Annotated in this window: 18 protein-coding genes; 10 read left to right on the top strand and 8 right to left on the bottom strand. The window is 59.2% G+C overall.

Annotated features, from left to right (window positions below; translation table 11 throughout):
• Positions 1 to 40 precede the first annotated feature (40 nt).
• Complete coding sequence (locus tag OYW20_RS20120) at positions 41 to 604, top strand: hypothetical protein (RefSeq protein WP_268797672.1); 564 nt, start codon at positions 41 to 43, stop codon at positions 602 to 604.
• A 171-nt stretch (positions 605 to 775) separates the two neighbouring features.
• Here OYW20_RS20120 and OYW20_RS20115 read toward each other — a convergent pair whose 3' ends face one another.
• Complete coding sequence (locus OYW20_RS20115) at positions 776 to 1888, bottom strand: enoyl-CoA hydratase/isomerase family protein (protein WP_268797671.1); 1113 nt, start codon at positions 1886 to 1888, stop codon at positions 776 to 778.
• Positions 1889 to 2059: 171 nt separating this feature from the next.
• Between OYW20_RS20115 and ung the strand changes: the two genes are divergently transcribed.
• Complete coding sequence (ung, locus tag OYW20_RS20110) at positions 2060 to 2755, top strand: uracil-DNA glycosylase (RefSeq protein WP_268797670.1); 696 nt, start codon at positions 2060 to 2062, stop codon at positions 2753 to 2755.
• Positions 2756 to 2783: 28 nt separating this feature from the next.
• Here the strand turns inward: ung and OYW20_RS20105 are convergent, their stop codons facing one another.
• The 4 genes from OYW20_RS20105 to OYW20_RS20090 all read right to left on the bottom strand — a co-directional run bounded on the left by OYW20_RS20105 (position 2784) and on the right by OYW20_RS20090 (position 6785).
• Positions 2784 to 3815, bottom strand: a complete 1032-nt coding sequence (locus OYW20_RS20105; RefSeq protein WP_268797669.1) for an AbrB family transcriptional regulator — start codon at positions 3813 to 3815, stop codon at positions 2784 to 2786.
• Entirely contained in the window at positions 3808 to 5319 is a 1512-nt protein-coding gene (locus OYW20_RS20100; RefSeq protein ID WP_268797668.1) for a tripartite tricarboxylate transporter permease, read from the bottom strand. The genes OYW20_RS20105 and OYW20_RS20100 overlap by 8 nt, the downstream gene beginning before the upstream one ends.
• A gap of 3 nt (positions 5320 to 5322) precedes the next feature.
• A complete protein-coding gene (locus tag OYW20_RS20095) occupies positions 5323 to 5781 on the bottom strand; it encodes a tripartite tricarboxylate transporter TctB family protein (protein ID WP_268797667.1) in 459 nt (152 codons plus the stop codon).
• Between the two features lie 65 nt (positions 5782 to 5846).
• A complete protein-coding gene (locus tag OYW20_RS20090; protein ID WP_408005526.1) occupies positions 5847 to 6785 on the bottom strand; it encodes a Bug family tripartite tricarboxylate transporter substrate binding protein in 939 nt (312 codons plus the stop codon).
• Between the two features lie 554 nt (positions 6786 to 7339).
• On the opposite strand from OYW20_RS20090, the gene OYW20_RS20085 reads away from it, so the two are divergent.
• Together OYW20_RS20085 and OYW20_RS20080 are read left to right on the top strand one after the other, a co-directional pair.
• On the top strand, positions 7340 to 8011 hold the full coding sequence (locus OYW20_RS20085; RefSeq protein WP_268797665.1) for a response regulator: 672 nt from the start codon (positions 7340 to 7342) through the stop codon (positions 8009 to 8011).
• Positions 8004 to 9413: a sensor histidine kinase gene (locus OYW20_RS20080; RefSeq protein ID WP_268797664.1), complete on the top strand. Its 1410-nt coding sequence runs from the start codon at positions 8004 to 8006 to the stop codon at positions 9411 to 9413. The genes OYW20_RS20085 and OYW20_RS20080 overlap by 8 nt, the downstream gene beginning before the upstream one ends.
• Before the next feature lie 59 nt (positions 9414 to 9472).
• On the opposite strand, the gene OYW20_RS20075 is transcribed toward OYW20_RS20080, so the two are convergent.
• Positions 9473 to 10294, bottom strand: a complete 822-nt coding sequence (locus OYW20_RS20075; protein ID WP_268797663.1) for an HDOD domain-containing protein — start codon at positions 10292 to 10294, stop codon at positions 9473 to 9475.
• A 100-nt stretch (positions 10295 to 10394) separates the two neighbouring features.
• Positions 10395 to 11336, bottom strand: a complete 942-nt coding sequence (gene ygfZ / locus OYW20_RS20070) for a CAF17-like 4Fe-4S cluster assembly/insertion protein YgfZ (protein ID WP_268797662.1) — start codon at positions 11334 to 11336, stop codon at positions 10395 to 10397.
• A gap of 142 nt (positions 11337 to 11478) precedes the next feature.
• Here ygfZ and OYW20_RS20065 point away from each other — a divergent pair, with 142 nt between their 5' ends.
• Together OYW20_RS20065 and OYW20_RS20060 are read left to right on the top strand one after the other, a co-directional pair.
• A complete protein-coding gene (locus tag OYW20_RS20065) occupies positions 11479 to 11733 on the top strand; it encodes an FAD assembly factor SdhE (protein WP_268797661.1) in 255 nt (84 codons plus the stop codon).
• Positions 11717 to 12184, top strand: coding sequence for a protein YgfX (locus tag OYW20_RS20060; RefSeq protein ID WP_268797660.1), 468 nt, complete (start codon positions 11717 to 11719; stop codon positions 12182 to 12184). Before OYW20_RS20065 ends, OYW20_RS20060 begins: the two co-directional genes overlap by 17 nt.
• Here the strand turns inward: OYW20_RS20060 and nadB are convergent.
• Complete coding sequence (gene nadB / locus OYW20_RS20055; protein ID WP_268797659.1) at positions 12153 to 13769, bottom strand: L-aspartate oxidase; 1617 nt, start codon at positions 13767 to 13769, stop codon at positions 12153 to 12155. The genes OYW20_RS20060 and nadB overlap by 32 nt on opposite strands.
• A 495-nt stretch (positions 13770 to 14264) precedes the next feature.
• Between nadB and rpoE the strand changes: the two genes are divergently transcribed.
• From rpoE to OYW20_RS20035, 4 genes are all read left to right on the top strand, one after another.
• Positions 14265 to 14846, top strand: a complete 582-nt coding sequence (gene rpoE, locus OYW20_RS20050) for an RNA polymerase sigma factor RpoE (RefSeq protein ID WP_268797658.1) — start codon at positions 14265 to 14267, stop codon at positions 14844 to 14846.
• Positions 14847 to 14879: 33 nt separating this feature from the next.
• Positions 14880 to 15467, top strand: coding sequence for a sigma-E factor negative regulatory protein (locus tag OYW20_RS20045; RefSeq protein WP_268797657.1), 588 nt, complete (start codon positions 14880 to 14882; stop codon positions 15465 to 15467).
• Positions 15468 to 15475: 8 nt separating this feature from the next.
• On the top strand, positions 15476 to 16441 hold the full coding sequence (locus OYW20_RS20040; protein ID WP_268797656.1) for a MucB/RseB C-terminal domain-containing protein: 966 nt from the start codon (positions 15476 to 15478) through the stop codon (positions 16439 to 16441).
• A 345-nt stretch (positions 16442 to 16786) separates the two neighbouring features.
• The gene (locus tag OYW20_RS20035) at positions 16787 to 18193 is read left to right on the top strand and encodes a DegQ family serine endoprotease (RefSeq protein ID WP_408005525.1); all 1407 of its coding nucleotides are present in this window, start codon (positions 16787 to 16789) and stop codon (positions 18191 to 18193) included.
• Positions 18194 to 18228: the final 35 nt, after the last annotated feature.

Genomic DNA, 18228 nt, shown 5'->3' with positions numbered 1-18228 from the left:
CGTCGCTGGTTTGAGCCCTACCGCGGTCCGGGAGGCCGCCATGTATCGACGAATCCTGCTTACTCTTTTCATGACTTCCACGCTCTCAGGTTGTTACGCAGATTCCGGCTACTACCAGCAAGAGGTGTATTCGCAGTCGGTCTATGCTCAGCCTGTTTACACCCAACCGGTTTACGGAGGCGGGTACGGCAGCACCTATATTTATGACGGCGGCTACCGCTCGTATCGGCGTGATGTTTACGTAGCGCCACGTTATTACGCGCCACCGCCGCGTTATTACAACGGCTATGGTGGTCGCCCGTACGGCGGTGGTTATCAAGGTCCGCGCCCAGGCTATGGCGGTGGATATCAAGGGCCTCGTCCGGGGTATGGCGGCCCACGGCCAGGAGGCTGGAATGGCGGCGGCCCTCGCCCCGGTTCTGGATATCAACCCGGCCGACCGCCAGGAGGCGGTGGCCCACGCCCTGGCTGGAACGGCAATCCCGGTGGCGGCGGTGGACATCAACCAGGCCCGCGCCCAGGCCGTCCGAGCGGCGGCAATATGCGCCAGGACGGCAATTTCGGTAACGGTGGCCATGGCGGACCAGGCGGCGGCAATCGCTGAAGCCTGAACAAAGAAAGGCGCTCGTCGGAGCGCCTTTCTTTATGTTTGGTTACCAGGTCACCCTGAGCTGACGAGCCAGAGCGAGGCCGCGATTGCGGTTTGTCAGGCGGACCGTATCGCAGCCTCGCGCGGCTCGTCACTTCCTGCAACGACGGTCGCGATCAGTGGGCATCAATACTCAGACAAATCCGCCAGTGGATGCCGTCCTTCCCACGCCTTTTCGAAATGCGCGTCCACCACCGCCAGTGGAATGGAGGCGACGTCTTGCCAATGCCAGTGCGGCTTGTGATCCTTGTCGATCAGCCGCGCACGCACCCCTTCACTGAATTCGGGATGACGGCAGCAATTGAGGCTCATGGTGTATTCCATCTGGAACACCTGCGCCAGCGACATGTGCCGGGCCCGGGCGATTTGTTCCCACACCAGATGCGCCGTCATCGGGCAGCCCTCGGTGAGGGTTTTTGCCGCTTTTGCCAGCAACTCATCGCTGCCATTGAGTTGAAGCCTGATAGCGTTGCAGGCGCAACTGACGTCAGCGATATCCAGCATCTGGTCGATCTTCTGCCGACGCGGCAGCCACTGCGCCGGGGGCAGTTGTGGCAGCGCTTCCTGCTGCAACGCCTTGAACAGACTGTTGAGCTGCATGGCGGTTTGTTCCTGCCAGTTCAGTTGCAGTAACCGCTCGATCATCTCTTCCTGCTGATCATCCAGCAGAAACCGGTCGGCCAGGTCCAGATCCAGAGCGTCGCGGCCATTGATGTGGGCGCCGGTAAGGCCCAGGAACAACCCCAGCTTGCCCGGCAGCCTGGACAGGAACCAACTGGCCCCCACGTCAGGGTACAAACCGATGCTGACTTCCGGCATTGCCAGGCGGCTGCTCGGAGTGACTACCCGAATGCTGGCGCCTTGCAACAGGCCCATGCCGCCACCCAGTACGTAGCCATGGCCCCAGCAAATGAGCGGTTTGGGGTAGGTGTGCAGCGAGTAGTCCAAGCGGTATTCAGCGGCGAAGAACTGCGCCGCCAGCGGTGGGACCTGGCCTTTATGGGCGTGGCCGGCCTCTACCAGTGCTCGGACGTCACCACCGGCACAAAAGGCTTTCTGCCCGTTGCCGCGCAGCAACACGCAGACAATGTGCGGGTCGCTGGCCCATGCGTCGAGCTTGTCTTGAAGCGCCAGAATCATGGGCAGCGACAGGGCATTAAGTGAGTGTTCCGCGTCCAGACTGGCGATGCCGAGGCGGGCGCCGTCAGTGCCGGTAAGCTCTTCGAATTGCAGATTCATCGTGACCTCTTATCAGTGGTACGGAGCACCGTTCAAGGTTGTGAGTCCTCCAGGTGCGGCGACGTTGCACAGCTTGCCTGAGGGAGAGTGTAGGAAAACCTGGGTGCGCCGTACTGGAAATAATGGGCAGCAGCCCCTAAAGTCCGCCCATTGATTTTGCCGGACGACACCATGACAAGCGATGACCGCATCAAACTCGAGCCCAGTTGGAAGCACGCGCTGCGCGAAGAATTCGAAAAGCCCTACATGGATGCGCTGCGTGAGTTTCTGCGCCAGGAGCATACGGCAGGCAAAGAGATTTATCCGCCGGGGCCGCTGATCTTCAACGCGCTGAACTCCACGCCGATGGACAACGTGAAGGTGGTGATTCTGGGGCAGGACCCTTATCACGGGCCGGGTCAGGCTCACGGGCTGTGTTTTTCGGTGCAATCGGGCGTGCCGGCGCCACCGTCGCTGGTCAACATCTACAAAGAGCTCAAGCGCGACCTCAACATCGACATCCCGAACCATGGGTATCTGCAGTCCTGGGCCGATCAAGGCGTGCTGATGCTCAACACCACCCTGACTGTCGAGCGCGCCAATGCGGCGTCACATGCCGGAAAGGGCTGGCAGCATTTCACCGACAAAGTGATCGAGGCCGTTAGCGCCAACCAGCCGCATCTGGTGTTTTTGCTGTGGGGCGCTCATGCGCAAAGCAAACAGAAGCTGATCGACGCGACCAAGCATTTGGTGCTGACCTCGGTTCACCCGTCACCGCTGTCGGCGTACAAGGGCTTTCTAGGCTGCGGCCATTTCAGCAAGGCCAACAAGTTTCTGGAACAGAACGGCATCGCACCCATCGAGTGGCGGTTGCCGCCCACTGTTTAGTCATCCCCTACACAATGATTTGCGTCGGTCAGACAATCCGCCGGTTCCAGTACCGGAATAACGGCTCTGCCAGAAACAGCACGAACAACAAGCGCATCACTTGCATGGCCGTTACCAGTGGCACGGACAGTTGCAGGACTTCGGCGGTCAGGCTCATTTCAGCAATGCCGCCGGGCATCATGCCCAGTGTCAGAGACCGCAGATCCAGCAGCGTCAATGTGCTGAGGATCAAAGCAGACGCGGCCGCGATGATCATCGTCAGCGCTGTACCGATCAACGTGCGACCGATGAATGAAGGCGCCCGCCGAAAGAACGCCCGGTTGAAGTGACAGCCCAGCCCGCTGCCTATCAGCCATTGCCCGATCTGGCTGCCGCCGTTGGGCAAGCCGATATGCAGGTCACAGCTCACGCTGACCACGGCGCTTACCAGCAACGGCCCGAACAGCCATGGATTGGGCTGCTTCAAGCGCTGCCACAACAACGCCATCGCAGCGCCTGCGGGGAACAAAATCGCCAGCCACATCCAGTCCACCGCAACTGGTTGCAGGACTGGCGCCTTGGCTTCCAACAGGTATTTGAAGATGGCCGGCACGCAGAGCACCACGGCCAGTACGCGCAGGCTTTGGCCGGCCGCAACGTTGCTGAGGATGGCGCCATTGCGTGCGCCCAGGTTGACCATTTCCCCCGAGCCGCCCGGCATGCTGGAGAAGAATGCCGTGGCGCGGTCTTCGCCGGTGCGCAGCATCAGCCACACCCCGACCACGCTGGAAACGCTGGTGACCAGTGCGCCAATGAAGATCAAACCAAAATGCGAGAGGACTTGTTCGATAACGACGGGGGTGAAGTGCAGGCCAATGCCGATGCCGACTACCCATTGGCCGCATTTGCGGCCGCCGGGTATTTCAGCAAGTTGCCACGGTGTGAGGCAGCGCACCAGGATGATCGCTAGCAGCGAGCCGACCATCCATGGCAATGGCCAGCCGACCTGGCTGGCGAGGTAGCCGCCCAACAGGCCGACCAGTGGTGTGCCCCACCACGTGATTGACGGCCTGTCAGACATTCGCCAAATCGCGACGCTGTGAACGCTTGCGCCAGATACGTATCACTGGGAAGGCCAGCATGATCAAAGTCAGCACCCAGACACCGAGGGTGATCGGGCTCGACCAGAGGATATCCAGTGCACCGTTGGAGATCGACAGCGCCCGACGCAGGTTCTGTTCCATCAGACCGCCCAGGATGAAACCCAACAAAATCGGCGACAGAGGGAAGTCCAGCTTGCGCAGGATGTAGCCGAAGATGCCGATAGCGACCATCAGGAACAGATCGAAGGTGGTGGCGTGCACCGCGTAGACGCCAATCCCGGTGATGATCGCGATCACCGGCACCAGCGCCCAGTTCGGCACGGCGAGGATGCGCGTGAAGATGCGGATCATCGGGATGTTGAGGATCACCAGCATGACGTTGGCAACAAACAGCGACGCGATCAGACCCCAGACCAGATCAGGCTGCTGCTGAAACAACAGCGGTCCTGGCGTGATGTTGTAAAGCGACAGTGCGCCGATCATCACCGCAGTGGTGCCTGAACCCGGAACACCCAGCGTCAGCATCGGCACGAGCGCACCACAGGCCGCGCCACCGATGGCCGTTTCAGGTGCTGCCAGGCCGCGCATGTCGCCTTGACCGAACTTCCCATCCTTACCGGCGATTTTTTTCTCGGTCATGTAGGCCACTGCACTGGCGAGCGTAGCGCCCGCGCCCGGCAGCACCCCCATGATGAAACCCAAAAGGCCGCAGCGCAGATTGACGGTGAACACCGCGCCGGCTTCTTTGAGATTGAACATCATGCGGCCGGTGGCTTTGACGGCTTCCTGGCCACGATGGGTTTTTTCCAGCAGCAACAGGATTTCACTCACCGAGAACAAGCCCAGCACCAGCACCACGAACTGAATGCCGTCAGCCAGGTGGATGTTATCTCCGGTGAAGCGGTACACGCCGCTGTTGGCGTCTATACCGATGGTCGACAGAAACAGCCCGATCAGCGCCGCAACGAAGGTTTTCAGCGGCCTGTCCCCGGCCATGCCGCCCAGACACACGATTGCGAACACCATGAGCACGAAGTATTCAGCCGGTCCGAAGGCGATGGCCCATTTGGCCAGCAACGGCGCGAACAGCACCATGCCGCAGGTGGCGATGAATGCGCCAATGAACGAACTCCATGCGGACAAAGACAACGCGACGCCAGCCAGCCCTTGTCGGGCCATCGGATAGCCGTCCAGAGTCGTCATGACGGTGGACGCCTCGCCCGGGATGTTCAGCAGGATCGAACTGATGCGGCCGCCGTATTCACAGCCCAGGTAAACCGCTGCCAGCAGGATCAATGCCGACTCGGGCGGTAAGCCCAAGGCGAAAGCGATGGGGATCAACAGCGCCACGCCGTTGATTGGTCCAAGGCCTGGAAGCAGGCCGACGACGGTGCCGATCAGCGTGCCGGAAAGCGCGGTAATGAGGTTGTACGGGGTCAGCGCAACGCCGAAGCCCTGCCCGAGATAGCCAAGAGTATCCATGTCTTATTTCTCCAGAACGTCGAGCAGACCGAGGGGCAGAGGCACGTCCATGATTTTGTCGAACAGCACGTACAGGCCAATGCTCATCAAAGTGATGATCACGATGCTGGGCACCCAGCGACCGCCGTAAAGGCGCGCCATCGGGATGCCGACCAGGATGCTGCTGAGGACAAAACCCAAGGGTTCGAAGAGGCCGGCGAAGATCAGCAGCAGGCCCGTGCAGATCGCGATCTTGATCAGCGTGGCGCGGTCCAGTTCGGGTTCGTCTTCGCTGTGCACGATGGGCGCCGGGCGAAACACCATGTACAGCAGGGAAATCCCCATCAGCGCCAGCATCAGCAGCGGAAACGCACGCGGGCCGACGGGTTCGTAGGAGAACGGGGCTTTGTAAGGCCATGCCATCAGCGTCAGTCCGACGCAGACCAGCAGCAGTACAAAGGCAAAAATTCGTTGCAGGACCATGGGTAAACTCCTGGGCTGCGCCGCCGTACAGGCTGCGCAGCCACTCGTCAGTCAATCGAGTTTTGTCACTGAACCAGGCCGAATTCCTTGGCCAGGACCTTGTAGTCGGCGACCTGTTTTTTGACGTATTTGTCGAGCTCGTCACCGGTCATCGCGAACGGGAACAGCTCGCGCTGATCACGCAGTTTGGCGAAGTCTTCCGAGGCCAGCAGTTTGTCGAATGCTGCTTTCCACCAGTTGTATTCTTCGTCCGTCACCTTCGGCCCGAGGTAGAAGCCGCGAACCACCGGCCAGACGATGTCGTAGCCTTGCTCTCTAGCCGTCGGGATATTCTTCATTTCCGGCTCGTCCAGACGCTCTTCCGAGAACACCGCCAGCAGGCGCATGTCACCGCTCAGGATGTGCGGCATGGAGTCGGAAATATCGGTACTGCCCACCTGAATGTGGCCGCCGAGCAGGGCGGTTGCGATTTCGCCGCCGCCTTCAAGGGCGACGTAACGCAGATCGCGAGGATTGATCCCGGCGGCTTTGGCGATCAGCGCGGTTTGCATCCAGTCCTGGCTGCCCACGGTGCCGCCTGAACCGATCACTACCTTGCTTGGGTCGGCCTTGAGTGCCTTGACCAGGTCATCGAGGTTTTTGTAGGGCGAATCTGCTTTGACAGCGATGGCGCCGTAGCTGGTGCCGACCGCCGCGAGCCAGCGAACCTGATTCTCGTCAAACCGGCCGAACTTGCCTTGAGCAAGGTTCAGCAGGGAGCCGCTGGACCATGCCACCAATGTGCCCGCATCGGCTGGGCGCTGTGCGACCACGGCGTTGTACGCCACGGCGCCGACGCCACCGGGCATGTAGGTCACACGCATCGGTTTGGACAGTATTTTCTCGTTCACCAGTGCGCTTTGCACCAGCTTGCATGTCAGGTCGAAACCGCCACCTGGCGAGGCGGGGGCGATGCATTCTGGGCGGTTGGGTTCTGCAGCCCACAGTTGAGTGGCTACCAGCATGCAACTGGCGGCGACGCTGAAGCGGCGAAGTGTCGAGTTCATGGGTCAGTCTCCAAAGGAGTTGTTGTTTTTTGGGATCAATCAGGCGCTCACGGGTTATCCCTGCGAGCAGCATCAAGCGGCATCGGGAAGTATCAGGCGTGAGCCGCAGCGGTCTGGTTAAACAGGCGGGGTGATCCAGTGCGCACGTGAACGCTGTAACGATGGATTCGGGAAACAGAGTGCGCAGAAGGCGGGGAAGCAATTAACGGGGTAAAGCAGGGCGCAGGAGGCGACGCTTGGGTACGCAGCATGGCAGTGACTCCGATATTGTTCTTATTGTAGAAAACGCATCGAGGCGTTTTTCAGTTCGGCCCGCGAGGCGCTAGGCCGTAACAAGTCGTGACGGGATCGTAAGCGGCGAACCTTTCACCAACCTTTCAGCTACCTTTCAACGAGCATTCCCGCCCGTGCCTGCCAAGAGATTGTCTGGTTATGATGCGCGCCGACGCTTCACAGTCCGGGCTGCGCCTGTAAACTCCGCCTCCACCGAACGCCTCAATCTGGAGAAGTCGATGCGTGTCCTGCTCGTTGAAGACCATCTGCCATTGGCTGAAAGCGTCGCCCAGGCGCTCAAGAGCGGGGGGCTGACCGTGGATGTACTGCACGATGGCGTAGCAGCTGATCTGGCGTTGAGCAGTGAGGAATACGCCGTCGCCATCCTTGATGTCGGCCTGCCGCGCATGGATGGTTTCGAGGTGCTGGCGCGATTGCGGGCGCGGGGCAAAAACCTGCCGGTGTTGATGCTTACTGCACGCAGTGACGTCAAGGATCGCGTGCATGGCCTCAATCTGGGCGCCGACGATTACCTGGCCAAACCCTTTGAGCTCTCCGAGCTTGAAGCACGGGTCAAGGCGTTGCTGCGGCGCAGCGTGCTGGGCGGGGAGCGTCAACAGCGTTGTGGCGTGTTGGTCTACGACCTGGACACGCGGCGTTTTACCGTAGGCGATGAGTTACTGACTCTGACCCAGCGCGAGCAATCGGTGCTTGAAGCGCTGATCGCACGTCCAGGCCGGGTGATGAGCAAGGAACAGCTGGCTGCTCAGGTATTCGGTCTGGACGAGGAAGCCAGTCCGGACGCTATCGAAATCTACGTCCACCGCCTGCGCAAGAAGCTTGATGGTCAGCCGATTGCCATCGTGACGTTTCGAGGGCTGGGCTATTTGCTGGAGAGCCGCGATGTCTAGTCTGTTTCCTGACCGGGAAAACAGCCTGCGCTGGCGATTGCTCTGGAACCTTGGGTTATTGCTGGTGGTGCTGATGATCGCAAGCGGCATGAGCGCCTACTGGAATGGGCGCGAAGCGGCAGACACCGCTTATGACCGAACCCTCCTGGCGTCGGCCCGCACGATTGCAGCCGGGTTGTCCGAGCGGGACGGCACGCTTAGCGCCGATGTACCTTACGTTGCACTGGACACCTTCGCGTATGACAGTGCCGGACGCATCTACTACCAAGTCAATGACATCGAAAAGCACCTGATTTCTGGCTATGAAAACCTGCCCGGCCCGCCTGCCGGAACGTTGCGCACCGACGATTATCCTGCGTTGGCTAAATTCTATAGCGCGCGTTATCAGGGCCAGGATGTGCGGGTGGTGAGCCTGCTCAAGGCCGTCAGCGAACCCAATATGAATGGCATGGCCGAGATTCGCGTGGCGGAAACCGAAGATGCGCGGGTGAAGATGGCCCGTGGTTTGATGGCCGATACCCTGTTACGGCTGGGGATGCTTGGCGGGGGAGCACTGTTGCTGGTGTGGTTTACCGTCAGCGCGGCCTTGCGCCCACTGGATCGTTTGCGCACCGCTGTCGAGGAGCGTCAACCGGACGATTTGCGTTCACTGCCCTTGGTTGAGGTGCAGCATGAGCTTCGGCCGCTGGTCAGCTCGCTCAATCACTTTACCGAGCGGTTGCGCCTTCAATTCGAGCGTCAGGCTCAGTTCATTGCCGACGCAGCGCACGAATTACGCACGCCATTGGCCGCCCTAAAGGCGCGTCTGGAACTGGGCCTGCGTGAAAGCGATCCGGCTGCGTGGCGCTCCACTCTTGAAACCGCCGCAGTGGGCACCGACAAGCTGACCCATCTGGCGAATCAGCTGTTATCACTGGCGCGGATCGAAAACGGCGCGAGGGCGATTTCAGAAGGAGGTGCCCAGATTATCGACCTCAGCCAGCTTGCCCGGGAACTCGGCATTGCCATGGCGCCGCTTGCCCATGCGCGCGGGGTCGCACTGGCGCTGGAAGCCGATGCGCCAATCTGGCTCAGAGGCGAGCCGACGCTGCTCAACGAGCTATTGAGTAATCTCATCGACAACGCGCTTGCACACACGCCACAAGGCGGCAATGTGATTTTGCGGGTTCACGCGCCGTGTGTGCTGGAGGTCGAGGACGATGGTCCGGGTATTCCGCTGCAGGAGCGTGAGCGCGTATTTGAGCGCTTCTACCGGCGCCACCAGCAAGGATCGGGGTTGGGATTGGCCATCGTTGGCGAGATATGCCGTGCGCACCTGGCGCAGATCAGTTTGCATGACGGCGCAGAGCGAGGCCTGAAGGTGAGGGTGAGCTTCGTGGCGCTGGAGAGTGGCACCGCCTGACCGGGAGCGTCTGCCTGATGTGGCGTGCAGGCGCGGGCCTGCAGGCTCAGTAGGCAGACTTAATAAAGAAGTGTCATGGCGTGGTTCATTTCGGCGATGAGTGCGCCGTCTGTAGGTTCGAGCCCCAATTTATGCATCGCCGGCAGCACGCTCATGCTGGTGTTCGGGTAGGCGTTGCCCGTGACATCGTGCACATGCACGGTCGCCACTTGCACCAGATCGACGTAGTCAGCCTGTTTCGAGACACGCTCGAAATTCTGGAACTGCGCGGGAACAGTCGCCAGTGCTTCCGGGAAATCCCAGGACCGCAGCAGTCGCTCGCCAATCACCGGATGGATGCGCTCGATCACATGATTGAGGCTGACCGGGTCGGAGAGCAGTTCGAAGTTATCTTCGGCGTACGTCAGGATCGGCAGCACGCCAATCAGATGAATCAGCCCCGCGAGCGTCGCCTGGTCCGCCCGCAGATTACGGGCCCTGTAGCTCAAGCTGCTGCTGATGCCCGCCACCTGAAGACTCAGCTTCCAGATGTCGCGCATTTTCGTGTCGATGACTTTGGACTTGGCGTGAAACATCTGCTCCACCACCAGGCCAATGGCCAGGTTGCAGGTGTAATTCACGCCCAGTCGCCGAATGGCTGTCAGCACGTCGCTCACTTCGAAATTGGGGCGCAGCAGCGGACTGTTCACGACTTTGATCAGGCGTGCCGAGAGCGCGGTGTCGCTGCCGATCACCTTGCTCAAGGCAGCAATACTTATCTCTGCGTCTTCCGCAGCAAGGCGGATTCTCAGTGCTACTTCAGGGAGTGTCGGCAAAAACAGGGCGTCCCTGTCGATTGCCTTGATCAGGTCCCTCTGCACCTCGTCAGCCATGTTGCTCATATTGCTACTCTAGGGCGTTGCATTGAGTCACACCTTCAGTCTAGCGGTTGACTGAAGGTTGCAACGGGTACGCTGAAGGTTGTGGTTGTTTGCGTTGCGCTTAGCGTTGTGTCTCAAGTTTGCTGTCCAGCACGTAGGGCAGGTCGCATATCTTCAGAGCCGGACCTTCCGGCGAGCCCAGGTGTACGTTGCCACCTTCGGCTGCATCGGCCTGCAACACAGCCAGAAGTTCGCTGCCGTCACCGGTACTTGCTGCGATCACGACTTCACCTACTGCGCTGGCATTGACTGGGGAGAACAGTGCAGTGCCAGCCTCAGGCAATGAGCCCCCGGAAAGGTTCAGGCGATATAACCGGCGTTTGAGTTTGCCCAGGTACTGCATGCGCGCAACGATTTCCTGACCGGTGTAACACCCCTTTTTGAAGCTCACGCCGCCCACCGCCTGGAGGTTGAGCATCTGCGGAATAAAGGTTTCGCGCGTCTGCCCCAGCACTTGTCCGATGCCTGCCCGGATCTGGCCAAGCAGCCAATCGTTGAGCGAGCCCTCAGAAAGCACATCGCTCAGATGCATGCGCACCTCATCGGCTTGATCGGCGCGGGCCCACACTTCGGCGCGGCCAGGCGATACACGAATTGCGATCAGGTCGTTGGCTCGCGCCACGGCATCGGTGTCCTGTGGAAGATCGAGCCCCAGTTTCGCTAGAGCGCCGTCGCCATCTTGCAGGCCGAACCTGGTCCAGGCAGCGCTCTCATCCGTCAGTTTGGACTTGGAGAAGACAGCATATTTTTTCAGATCGAGTAGTTGCGCTTCGATCAGCTCGCTGGCCATCGCCAGCAGGTAGCCATCAGTCTCGGGCAGGATGCGGAAGCTCGATTGCATACGGCCTTTTTGCGTGCAGCGGGCACCGAGCGTGGCTTTGGCCTCGCTCAGGTAATTAATGTTGCAGGTCAGTTGGCCCTGAAGGAATTTGCCGGCGTCCGCGCCGCGAACGGCGAGAACACCTTCGTGGGATAGGATGCAGAAGAACGCTGAGTCGGCCATGGGTCATCGCAGGGTGAAAGTCTGGGGCACCATGATAGTGCCGTGGGTCGTCATTGGGTATCTGAAAACTGATGAGACGAAGTGCGCGTACGCCGAGAGCCTGTGCACCTGTATACTCGTCGCCAAATTCGAGGAGCCCTCCATGGTCGAAGATGTTGAACTCAATCGCCTGTTTTGGCACAGCCGCCGCGGCATGCTGGAGCTGGACGTCCTTCTGGTGCCGTTTGTAAAAGACGTCTATCCGCACCTCAACCAGGTTGATCGCGATCTCTACGTTCGCCTGCTGACGTGTGAAGATCAGGACATGTTCGGCTGGTTCATGCAGCGCGCAGAGTCCGAGGACCCTGAGCTGCAACGCATGGTTCGGATGATTCTGGACCGTGTCCAGCCGAAGTGACCGCTTCGAATGCCGTTGGCAGGCCTCGCCCAGGCTGCTGACGGCGTATCTCGGCGCTCAGGCCCTGGCACTGGTTGCCGTGTACTTCCTGAATATTCCCGTCTGGATCAAGCTGATCGGCGCTTTGTTGTGCCTGTGGCATGCCGTACGCCATCTGCGCAGTACGGTGTTGTTGACCGATGATCGGGCCTACACGGGATTACGCCGTGACGGCGATGGCTGGCAGCTCTGGAGCGACCGGTCAGGCTGGCAACCGGTCCAATTGCAGCGCGACAGTATGGCTTTGCCCTTGATTGTGGTCTTGCGGTTTCGCCTCACGGCAGGCCGCTGGATAGATCGATGGTGGGTCAAAAGCGTCTGCATCGCGAGTGATTCGCTGGCGCCGGATATTCATCGACGCCTGCGCCTGCGCCTCAAATTCAGCCGACGTAGGTGGGAGGCACCAAAATAGTGTCGACCGCTTCGGGCAGCATGTCCGGATAATCGAGCGTGTAGTGCAGCCCCCGGCTTTCCTTGCGCGCCATGGCCGAGCTGATGATCAATTCAGCCACCTGGACCAGATTGCGCAGCTCGATCAAATCCCGGCTGACCTTGTAGTTGCTATAAAACTCATCAATTTCATCGAGCAGCAATCGCACCCTATGTGCTGCGCGTTGCAGGCGCTTGTTAGTGCGCACAATCCCCACGTAGTCCCACATGAAACGCCGCAACTCATCCCAGTTGTGGGCGATGATCACGTCCTCGTCCGAATCGGTTACCTGGCTGGCGTCCCAGGTCGGCAGTTCTTGCGGCTGCGGGATGTGCGGCAACTGTTCGATGATGTCCGAAGCCGCCGAGCGCGCATAAACAAAGCACTCCAGCAGCGAATTGCTGGCCATACGGTTGGCGCCATGCAGGCCCGTGAAGCTGGTTTCGCCAATCGCATACAAGCCTGGCACGTCGGTGCGTCCGAGCTGATCGACCATCACCCCGCCACATGTGTAATGCGCGGCAGGCACCACAGGGATTGGCTGTCTGGTGATGTCGATGGAGAATCCGAGGCAGCGCTCGTACACGGTGGGGAAGTGGGTCTTGATGAACTCTTCAGGCTTGTGGCTGATGTCCAGGTAGACGCAGTCAATCCCAAGGCGCTTCATTTCGTGGTCGATGGCACGGGCGACGATGTCCCTTGGCGCAAGCTCTGCGCGAGGATCGAATCGCTGCATGAAGCGCTCACCGTCAGGCAGTTTCAAGTAAGCGCCTTCTCCGCGAAGCGCCTCGGTGATAAGGAAGCTTTTGGCTTGCGGGTGATAAAGGCAGGTGGGGTGAAACTGATTGAACTCAAGATTGCCGACGCGGCAGCCTGATCGCCAGGCCATGGCGATGCCGTCGCCGCAGGCCCCGTCCGGATTGCTGGTGTACAGGTAGACCTTGGCCGCACCCCCTGACGCAAGAACGGTGAATCGCGCACTGTGGGTGTCGACCTCGCCAGTAGTCCGGTCCAGCACGTAAGCGCCCAGGCATCGCTGGCCATCCAGGCCCAGGCGGCGCTCGGTGATCAGATCGACAGCCACCCTTTGCTCCAGCAGTTCGATATTGCCGCGTTCTCGGGCTTGACCCAGCAAGGTGGTGAAGATCGCCGCTCCGGTTGCGTCAGCAGCGTGGATGATGCGGCGATGGCTGTGGCCGCCTTCGCGGGTCAAGTGGAACTCGAAACCGCCGTCAACCACTGCGGTGTTGTCATCCCGAGTAAACGGCACGCCCATGTCGATCAGCCACTGGATTGCTTCCCGGCTGTGCTCGACGGTGAAGCGTACCGCTTGCTCATTGCACAATCCGCCGCCCGCATCCAGGGTGTCCTTGACATGCGACTGAACCGTGTCAGTTGTGTCGAGAACCGCAGCAATGCCGCCCTGAGCCCAGAATGTGGAGCCATTGGCCAGCTCACCTTTGCTCAGCACTGCAATACGCAAATGAGCCGGTAAGGTCAGCGCAAGACTCAATCCCGCTGCGCCGCTACCAATCACAAGAACGTCGTGTTGAAAATGTTGGCTCATCTGAGTTCGGCTCTCTTATCCGGCCACTAGTATATGTAGGGGTGTAACGGCACAATAGCGGCGATTTTATGGCAATGGTGAACCCACAGCGGGCCCGGATTGTGCGCCACTCAGGTGTGCCGTGCCTACCGTCCTGCGGTATGAAACAACTGAGGGGTCAGCCTCATTTTCGTGCCGCGTACGAAGTGACGTGAGCCATACACCCAAAATGAATGTGGAACTTTTCGATAAGCACCACGTTCAATAGAAGGTTGCCGATAAAGGAAAAGCGTCGGCGCTATGCGGGGATTTATACATGACCATCGCCAGCGCGTTCGACGAAAAGATTATTCACGCAGCCGACCTGGTTCGAGCTGCGTTTTTCGTGCGGGCCACCGTCGCTCGCCGGAAACTTGCTTGAAGGGGGGGAGAACTTTTGCGAAAAGCCCGAGTCTATGTTTGCAAGCCTGTGAATGAGCAGATGCAGCGCTCCTTTAAGCTTTATGAGGAGTGTTCATGCTAACCCAGGAAGAGGATCAGCAACTGGTCGAACGCGTACAGCGCGGCGACAAGCGAGCATTCGATCTGCTAGTGGTGAAATATCAGCACAAGATTCTTGGGTTGATCGTGCGCTTTGTCCACGACACCCATGAAGCCCAGGATGTCGCGCAAGAAGCCTTTATCAAGGCTTATCGCGCACTTGGAAACTTCCGCGGTGACAGCGCTTTCTACACTTGGCTGTACCGCATCGCCATTAACACGGCGAAGAACTATCTGGTGTCGCGAGGTCGGCGGCCGCCGGACAGTGATGTCAGATCTGAAGACGCGGAGTTCTACGACGGCGATCACGGCCTCAAGGACATCGAGTCGCCGGAGCGTGCTTTGTTGCGGGATGAGATCGAAGGTACGGTCCACCGAACCATACAGCTGCTTCCGGAAGATTTGCGTACAGCGTTAACTTTACGTGAGTTCGACGGTCTGAGTTACGAAGACATTGCAAGCGTCATGCAGTGTCCCGTTGGTACCGTGCGCTCACGCATTTTCCGCGCTCGGGAAGCCATTGATAAAGCCCTGCAGCCTTTGTTGCAGGAATCCTGAGACAGCGGCGATAGCCAAAAGAGAGGAACCGCCATGAGTCGTGAAGCCCTGCAGGAATCGCTGTCCGCGGTGATGGACAACGAAGCGGACGAGCTGGAATTACGTCGAGTGCTTAGCGCAATCGACGATGCGGATACACGTGCCACATGGTCGCGTTATCAGATCGCACGTGCAGCGATGCACAAGGAATTGTTGATCCCGCATCTGGACATCTCGGCAGCAGTAGCCGCCGCGATTGCTGATGAGATTAGCCCGATTAAGGCAGGCCGCGGTCAATGGCGTACTCTTGGTCGTCTTGCCGTTGCCGCATCGGTGACAGTTGCCGTTCTGGCAGGTGTACGCTTGTACAACCAGGATGACATCGCGGGTGCTCAACTTGCCCAACAGTCCGTTCAGCCTGCCAACCTTGCTCCTCAGGTGAAAGGCCCGGCCGTGTTGGCTGGCTACACTGAAAGCGAGCAGGCTCCAGGCCCTATGGCCAGTGGTGTATTGCAAGGTCAGGCCGGTTGGCATGATCAGCGCCTGCCTGGTTATCTGCGTCAACATGCCCAGCAGGCTGCTTTGAAAGGCACCGAAAGTGCGCTGCCTTATGCACGTGCCGCAAGCCTGGAAAACCGTTAAGGAGGATCATGCGCCCCATCCCTCTATTGCCGCTACTTCTAGGTGGATGGCTGGTCCTTCCGGTTCATGCCGATGATGCGCAAGATCAGCTTAGGCGTCTTGCGCAGGCAGAACAGAAGCAAAGTTTTCAAGGCACCTTCGTCTATGAACGAAACGGTAGCTTCTCTACTCACCGTATCTGGCACCGCGTCAAAGATGGCCAGGTCCGTGAGCGTCTTCTCCAGCTCGATGGTTCCGCTCAAGAAGTGCTGCGTATAGATGGGGTAACCCAATGCGTGAGCGGTGTTCTTGTGCCCGGCATGAGCAACATACCTGACTCTGCGGTGCATGCGTTTGATGCGTCAAAGCTGTCTGCCTGGTATGACTTGGCGGTTGCCGGGAAATCGCGGGTTGCGGGGCGGCCAGCAGTCATCGTCACGCTGACGCCCCGTGACCAGCATCGCTACGGAGTGGAGTTGCATCTGGATGCCGAAACCGGTCTGCCATTGAAATCACTTCTGCTAAGCGACAAAGGTCAGTTGCTGGAGCGTTTCCAGTTCACAGATCTCGATACGACCGACTTGGCTAGCGATCAGATGCTCGCTCCAAGTGCGGATTGCAAGCAGGTTGAAGTACCAAAACCCAAATCTGATTCTGCTAAAGCCGCCCCGATTGCCTGGCGTTCGGATTGGCTGCCGCCTGGTTTTGAGCTTAGCAGCTCTGCGGTGCGCAAAGATCCCGACTCCAAATCCCTGGTTACCAGCTTGATGTATGACGACGGGCTCGCGCGGTTTTCGGTTTTCATCGAGCCGGTCTCGGGCGCTGCGGTCACTGATATTCGCACTCAACTGGGGCCTACGGTCGCCGTGTCGCGTCGACTCAATACACCAAAAGGTGATGCAATGGTGACGGTCGTGGGTGAAATCCCTATCGGCACCGCTGAGCGAATCGCATTGTCCATGCGCAATGATGCTGATGCGCCCGCCAAGAAGTGAGTCGGTCAACAGCCAACGTTTAGAAGGTCTGACGTCCACTATGAAAAAGGTTTCATTCTGGGCGGTCCGGCGTGTGGGCCTTGTGTTTACGGGCGGGACGCGAAGCGCTGAAATGTTTGGTGAGGTTTGCCGGTTGCAAATACTTCTTTTTTTTTCTATAGGTCACAGCTTATCGGCTCTGGCCTTTGTTGTTTCCGGGGTTGGGAAGCCGACCGATAGAAGTTCACCGCTGCGTGCTCAATTGCACGTCTGCACCGCGGGCCTGCAGGTCCGTACCGCTTAACCATGCTCGTTGTGAACGGGAGCCGTATGTCGATACCACGCTTGAAATCTTATCTGTCCCTGATGGCCGCCATGCTGATGCTTGGCCAGGTCGTTACCGCCCAAGCGGAGGCGTTGCCAGACTTCACCTCGTTGGTGGAACAGGCTTCGCCCGCTGTGGTGAACATCAGTACCCGTCAGAAACTCCCGGACCGTGCCGTCGCTCAAGAGCAGATGCCGGATCTTGAAGGTCTGCCCCCCATGTTGCGCGAGTTCCTTGAGCGCAGTATGCCGCCAGGGTCTCGACCACCGGGTTCCGGTTCGGGCAAAGGGGATCGCCAGCGTGAAGCCCAGTCGCTGGGTTCAGGCTTTATCATCTCGGCGGATGGCTATGTCCTCACCAACAACCATGTCATTGATGGCGCCGATGAAATTCTCGTTCGCCTCTCCGATCGCAGCGAGCTGAAAGCCAAGCTGGTCGGCACCGATCCGCGCACCGACGTGGCATTGCTGAAAATCGACGGCAAGGACCTCCCCACCGTCAAGCTCGGTAATTCCGACAAATTGAAAGTCGGGGAATGGGTACTCGCCATTGGCTCGCCTTTCGGGTTCGATCACTCCGTAACCAAGGGCATTGTCAGTGCCAAGGGTCGCAGCCTGCCAAACGACACGTATGTGCCGTTCATCCAGACTGACGTAGCGATCAATCCGGGTAACTCCGGTGGTCCGCTGTTCAACATGGCCGGTGAAGTGGTTGGCATCAACTCTCAGATATTCACCCGTTCCGGCGGATTCATGGGGCTGTCATTCGCGATTCCTATTGATGTCGCGCTGGACGTATCCAACCAGCTCAAGGCCAGCGGCAAGGTCAATCGCGGTTGGTTGGGTGTCGTGATCCAGGAAGTGAACAAGGATCTGGCTGAATCGTTCGGCCTCGACAAGCCAGCCGGTGCGCTCGTTGCTCAAGTGCTTGATGACGGTCCGGCTGCGAAAGGCGGCCTGCAGGTCGGTGACGTGATTCTGAGCGCCAACGGCCAACCAATTGTGATGTCAGCTGACTTGCCTCACCTGATCGGCAATCTGAAAGACGGCAGCAAAGCAGAGCTCGACGTCATCCGTGACGGCAAGCGCCAGAAGCTGACCGTGACCGTAGGTGCCTTGCCGGACGAAGGCAAAGAGATGGGGCTGGCCGCAGACGGGGTTGAGCGCAACAGTAATCGCCTGGGCGTTTCCGTCGCCGACCTGACTGCCGAGCAAATGAAAAGCCTGGACCTCAAGGGCGGCGTGATCATCAAGGATGTGCAGGATGGCCCTGCTTCTTTGATAGGTCTGCAAAAGGGTGATGTCATCACCCACCTCAACAATCAGGCCATCAGCTCGGCCAAGCAGTTCACCGACGTGGCCAAGGGCTTACCGAAGAACCGCTCTGTATCGATGCGGGTCCTGCGTCAGGGGCGTGCAACGTTCATCACCTTCAAGCTGGCGGAGTAACAGCCGCTTGAATGAAAGGAGCGGTTATGCCGCTC

Origin of the sequence: Pseudomonas sp. BSw22131 (genome assembly GCF_026810445.1) — a bacterium.
In the GTDB taxonomy this organism is placed as follows: Bacteria; Pseudomonadota; Gammaproteobacteria; order Pseudomonadales; family Pseudomonadaceae; genus Aquipseudomonas; species Aquipseudomonas huanghezhanensis.
This window is presented reverse-complemented; position numbering and strand designations above follow the sequence as displayed.